Annotated in this window: 5 protein-coding genes; 1 reads left to right on the top strand and 4 read right to left on the bottom strand. The window is 50.0% G+C overall.

Annotated elements, in window-relative coordinates:
* The 4 genes from AAF564_25925 to AAF564_25940 form a co-directional block, all read right to left on the bottom strand.
* Window positions 1-971, bottom strand: a 971-nt coding sequence (locus AAF564_25925; GenBank protein ID MEM8489011.1) for a BTAD domain-containing putative transcriptional regulator, incomplete at its 3' end; no start/stop codon positions are given.
* Between the two features lie 472 nt (window positions 972-1,443).
* Window positions 1,444-2,343: a sugar phosphate isomerase/epimerase family protein gene (locus AAF564_25930; protein MEM8489012.1), complete on the bottom strand. Its 900-nt coding sequence runs from the start codon at window positions 2,341-2,343 to the stop codon at window positions 1,444-1,446.
* Window positions 2,344-2,373: 30 nt separating this feature from the next.
* Window positions 2,374-3,411 (bottom strand): zinc-binding dehydrogenase, encoded by a 1,038-nt coding sequence (locus tag AAF564_25935; protein MEM8489013.1) that lies wholly within the window; start codon window positions 3,409-3,411, stop codon window positions 2,374-2,376.
* A 50-nt stretch (window positions 3,412-3,461) separates the two neighbouring features.
* A complete protein-coding gene (locus tag AAF564_25940) occupies window positions 3,462-4,178 on the bottom strand; it encodes an orotidine 5'-phosphate decarboxylase / HUMPS family protein (GenBank protein MEM8489014.1) in 717 nt (238 codons plus the stop codon).
* A gap of 539 nt (window positions 4,179-4,717) precedes the next feature.
* Here AAF564_25940 and AAF564_25945 point away from each other — a divergent pair.
* Complete coding sequence (locus tag AAF564_25945; protein MEM8489015.1) at window positions 4,718-4,927, top strand: hypothetical protein; 210 nt, start codon at window positions 4,718-4,720, stop codon at window positions 4,925-4,927.
* Window positions 4,928-4,961: the final 34 nt, after the last annotated feature.

Raw genomic sequence — 4,961 nt, forward strand, 5'->3', positions numbered from 1 at the left:
CGGCGATGAATGTCTTCCCGGCAATTATCTTTTTCCAGAAGCTTGCGACAGTAGTGTTGTGCAAGTTTGTATTTACCTGCGTTACAGTAGTGCGCACTGAGTCTGTCCAGTACATAGCAATATCCCTCACGCAGCGTAGTGCGCTCATGAACGGACCACTCATCGTACAGATTTTCTTCAAGGAAATCGCCACGATACAAGCGTGCTGCTTCTTCGAAATCGCTTAATGCGTCCTGAATTCCGCTGCTTAGCTCTATGCGTTTGCCTTTTTTTAGTCGGTACAAGAAATCCTCGTGGTCGAGGTTTACCTGAATTTCCGGGTTGATGAAATAGCGTTCGTTTTTATATACCAGCAGTTCTTTTTGTGGTGCTAGTTTTCTGAACATGCGTCGGATGCTGTGTATGGCAACATTTAAGCTATTCCGGGCAGATTCAGGGGCAACATCCGGCCAAAACTTATCCATCAGGGTTTCTCGGAAGCTCGGTCGGCTATTATGGTAGAGTAAATAGGCAAGCAGTGATTTGCTTTTCTTACCGGCAAAATCGCCAAGCAGCAGGCCGTTGATGAGAATGTGAAATGGGCCTAGCAAGTAGCCGTTAAGATACATGTCTGCAAGAGGGGCCTGGGAGGGCCTTACGGGTAAGGCGTCTGTGGCCGGCCCTGCGGTGGCAAAAAGGCTTGATGTTATGTTTGTCAGATCTCTGTTTAAAAATTCTTCTGCTCTCTCGGGCGGAATAAGTAGGGTGTAGGGTGTGCCCATTGAGGCTGATATCGATTGTATGTCCAGTATATTTTCTGCTGTTTTATTCTGGGATATTATGAGCAGATCTGTTTTTTTGTGGTAAGTATTTAACGTGTTTAAGTTGATGCTTTTGGTGATAATAAAATTAATATCACTACCTTTGTTTTGCTGATTAGATGCCCATTTTTCAGGTTGGTCGGTGAGGGTTACAATGGTCTTTTGTGACATGGGATCGGGCGGCTTGTGGCAAGCGGCTAATGTTTCATGTGGGCTGTGTTGATTGTGCTAACTGGCAGAGTAGAGCGGTACAAGCCGATTGATTTTGCGGCCTGCATTCATTTAGGCGCTAAAAATGCTTGAATGGGGACACTGGCTACAGAAAATAATGTCCAGTTTGTCGAATGGTGCTAATGAATGGATGCCTCCAGCGTTTTCGTGTTTTCTTTTTGCACTACTAAGGCACAGTTATCAATGCTGTTGTAGCGTCTTTTGCAAAAAGAGCATATCAATCGATATTCGGCACTCGCAAATCGGCATTAAACGCAACCTTTAATTCGAATGAATAGGTATTCCCGTGCATCGGTTTGTTGAGTGATTGGGGTGCGATAAAGCATGTTATTTACTGTTACATGCGCATCAGCAGGTCTAAAACCGACATTTGGGCCATGCATACACCTGGCAGTGCGCAGCGTAGCAGATGTTAGGGCAGGCCGTGCTCCTTCATTTTTTTTCGGAGGAATGTGGCTGAAGCTTCGAGATGTGCGTAGCCGACATCAGGGTCAATCCCGTCCTCAATAGAGATCCAGCCGGAGAAATTGCGTGTTTTGAGGAGGGAGAAAATGGCGTCATAGTCATTCATACCTTGCCCTACAACGCCGTGCTGGAGCACCTTTGCATATCCTTCGCTGGCGTATTTATCTGCTTCAAACAAATCTTCAAGCGTACCGCCCTCGAGAAATCGATCGCTGGCGTGCATTGTCACTACATGGGGGAGGACCGCTTCGAGCAAGGCCAATGGGTGGTCACCAGCTACAATGGCGTTAGACGGGTCAAAGTTAACGCCAAAGTTAGGATGTGGACCGATCGCGTCAACCAATTGCAGGAATACATCCATTTTTTGTGCAAACTCAGGGTATTGCCAGAAGTCATCTTTGTAGTGATTTTCCAAAATCAACGTGACGTTGTGTGCCTCAGCGACTGGCAATAAGTCATGGATACACGCAGCCACCCACGATACGCCTGTATCTCTTGGTACTTCGGGCCGGCGTTGCCCCGACAATACCCGGCAGTAAGACCCACCCAGCAGTGCCGTGGCCTCAATTGCGACCTTTTGTTTTTCAACCTCAGCTTGCCGCGCATTGATGTCCGGGCTGGTATAGTCTGGGGAGTAGCACATCATCGGGATAGACCGTCCTTGATCTTCTACGCGCCGGCGGATGCGTTCCAGTTCTGCCGGTGCGTTGGCAGGAGTAAAGCCCCAGTAGAATTCGTAGCCATCAACATCAAGGCCTGCAGCCAGGTCAAGCCACTGATCCACGGTCATTTCGCCCGTTTTACAAAGCTGCTGGAGGTAACATTTTGGGAATACAGCAAGTGGCATGAGCGCACCTTCGGGATACAGGGTGGAGAATTAAGGATTCAGGACAGCTTTGACATACTTACCGTGTAACATGCCTTCAAAGCACTGCTGCCAACTTTCCAGGCCGGCTACCTCGCTGACAATCGGGGTAATGTCAAGTTGGCCGGAAGCCAGCATGCGAATAATTCGTTCCCAGGTTGGCCAGTTGTGGGAGAAAGTGCCTTGCAGGGTGACTGCTTTCTGTACCAGGGGGTCGAGGTTGAAATTCAGGGGTTGCGGCCCCCAGCCGACTTTGGTGATCTGCCCGGCTGGTCGCACACAATCCATTGCCAATTGAAGCGTTTGCGAAACGCCGGCCGCATCCACAACGAGATCAGCACCCAGTTCATCGTATGTAGACTTAATTGCATCTGCAACGTTTTCTGTGAGCGTCACATCAGCGCCCATCTGCAGGGCCATCTCGAGCCGGTAAGTGTCGCTCGGAAGACCTGCCATGATGACCGTGCCGGCGCCCGCAAGCTTTGCCATTTTACCGCAAAGCAGGCCGATTGGGCCAGGACCAATAACCAGTACGGTGTCACCCGGCTTTACCTGGCTGTTCATGCACACTGCGTTGTAAGCTACGCAACAGGGTTCTGTGAGTGCCGCGATATTCAGATCGAGGGCGTCGGGTATTTTATGCAGACACCGCTCCGGTACGGCAACGTATTTTGCCATGGCGCCGTCTACGCCATATCCAAAACCCAGCCGGGAGGGGTCGAGGTTATAGAGGCCCGTGCGAGAGAGGGGAGAGCTTGCGTTGATTACTGCAGCCGTTTCACTTACAACCCGATCGCCGGCCTTGAAGCCGGCAACGGTTGCACCTGCTTCAACAATCTCGCCACCAAACTCATGCCCAAGGGTGCAGGGATAGTTTACTGGCCAACTGTGCGTCCCGTGCCACTGATGCAAGTCGCTACCGCAAACCCCCACTGCCTTTACTTCGAGAAGTACTTCGTCGGGTTTTATTTTGGGCACAGCAACAGATCGTAACTCCACGCTGCCAGACGCAGCGGCATAATTTACAAGGGCATTCATTGCGGTAGGCATGGTATCGGGTGGTTTGTAGTGAAGGATCTCGCAGGCGCTCCATCCCGCGTTTACCGGGTAACCCGTGGGGTTATGGCGACGTCACCAAAAGCGTGTACGCGATCACAAATCTCTTTCAGCACGAGGGCGACATCTCCACCGGCAGATTTGAAGGCATCCGGTTCAATTGCCAGTGGCGCACCAACAACAACCAGGGGAGCACCATAGGTCGGCGTGTTAATGGCCTGTTCGAGGGTGAGTCCGCCTACGGCCTGGACTGGGATGCCAACGGCATCAACGATGGCTTGTAAATGGTCGAGCGGAGAGGGGGCATGAAGCCCGCGGGAACGGCGCAGGTTACGGTAGTCAAATCCTATGTGGTGAATGATATAGTCGCATCCGAGGTCTTCGAGGAGCTGTGCGCCGGCAACGGGGTCAGGCATGGCCATGTTGTCTCCCATGATTTTTACACCGAAATCTTTGCCGGCTTTTACAACCAGTTCAACCGTTTCTTCGTGGGCGACACCCATGACAACGAGATGTGTTGCGCCGGCTTTTGCCATCAATTCTGCTTCCAGCCATCCGCCGTCCATGGTTTTCAAGTCGGCTACAATAGGTACCTCCGGATAAGCTGCCCGTATCGCCTTGACGCCGTCCATACCGTGGGCTATGATTAGCGGTGTGCCCACTTCGAGCATATCTACACCTGCTGCGATGGCCATGGCGGCCGTTTCCAGTGCCTCATCTACATCGACAAGGTCAAGCGATATTTGTACAAGGGGCTGCATAGTAGCTTACAAAAAGGTGAAAAATAGAGTCTCAGCCTGATATTGGTTTCATTTTGTAACGCTGGAAAGATAGGCGTTTTTAAAACACATGTTGTGCAAAGGTGGCTTGGGGCTTGCACATGGCAAAACTATGTACAGCCTGTCCTTTTTTGATTGGGTTGTGTTGTCGATCCTGCATTTTTTTCGCTTTAAAGAAGAACTTTCTTAAAAAGGCCAAAAACATGCAAAAAACGCGTGTTTTGGCATATGCTTTGCTAAAGTTAATCCTGAATATCATACGTACAGAGTCGGAATTTCTGATTATGTACATTTTAATAGATTGGACTGATCACTCCAGGAAAACGGAGGCCTTGTAGAAAGGCCTCCGTTTTTTATTGACTAAACCGCGAGGCAGCGTGCTGGCTCGGCAGGTTTTTCGGTTGCTGGAAAGATTTTCCGCGAATCGTGCATGGTTCGGCATTCTCGACTTGATCGAGGCAGGTAGATTTCTTTCTTTTGACGGTAGATTATGGAATCACCCATCTGCCACCAAAAAAACTATGCTTGTAGACATTGTTGCGGATTATGAGGCTTTAAGCGAAAAAGCGGCCCGGAAGATAGCTGACATTATCCGGGCCAAGCCGACTGCTGTTGTGGGATTTGCTACTGGAAGCACCCCGGTTGGATTGTACCAGCGTCTGGTTCAATATCACAAAATTGACGGACTCACTTGGAAAATGAGCTTCGACCGGCAACCTGAGCGATCCTGACACAACTGACAAAAAGATTCTTCCTCCTTCTACA

The sequence above is a fragment of the Bacteroidota bacterium genome (assembly GCA_039111535.1).
GTDB lineage: Bacteria > Bacteroidota > Rhodothermia > Rhodothermales > JAHQVL01 > JBCCIM01.

Bases quoted from the DNA above. Each gene is read 5' to 3' on its own strand.
- AAF564_25935 (MEM8489013.1), bottom strand. From the start codon at position 3,411: ATGCCTACCGCAATGAATGCCCTTGTAAATTATGCCGCTGCGTCTGGC.
- AAF564_25945 (MEM8489015.1), top strand. From the start codon at position 4,718: ATGCTTGTAGACATTGTTGCGGATTATGAGGCTTTAAGCGAAAAAGCG.
- AAF564_25930 (MEM8489012.1), bottom strand. From the start codon at position 2,343: ATGCCACTTGCTGTATTCCCAAAATGTTACCTCCAGCAGCTTTGTAAA.
- AAF564_25940 (MEM8489014.1), bottom strand. From the start codon at position 4,178: ATGCAGCCCCTTGTACAAATATCGCTTGACCTTGTCGATGTAGATGAG.